Source organism: Thalassomonas sp. M1454, from assembly GCF_007097525.1.
In the GTDB taxonomy this organism is placed as follows: domain Bacteria; phylum Pseudomonadota; class Gammaproteobacteria; order Enterobacterales; family Alteromonadaceae; genus Thalassotalea_A.
The window spans coordinates 1-300 of sequence record NZ_VKDD01000030.1; the positions used below are offsets into that span (position 1 = coordinate 1).

The following is a 300-nucleotide window of genomic DNA, read 5'->3' on the forward strand; positions in this document are numbered from 1 at the left end:
CCGGGGCTTTCACATCTTGCTTAACAAACCGCCTACGCACGCTTTACGCCCAGTAATTCCGATTAACGCTCGCACCCTCCGTATTACCGCGGCTGCTGGCACGGAGTTAGCCGGTGCTTCTTCTGTTGCTAACGTCACAGCTAGCAGTTATTAACTACTAACCTTTCCTCACAACTGAAAGTGCTTTACAACCCGAAGGCCTTCTTCACACACGCGGCATGGCTGCATCAGGCTTTCGCCCATTGTGCAATATTCCCCACTGCTGCCTCCCGTAGGAGTCTGGGCCGTGTCTCAGTCCCA

Annotated in this window: 1 rRNA gene; it reads right to left on the minus strand. The window is 54.0% G+C overall.

Annotated features, from left to right (window positions below):
- Positions 1-300: ribosomal RNA gene (locus FNN08_RS16265) — 16S ribosomal RNA — on the minus strand; the annotation flags it as partial.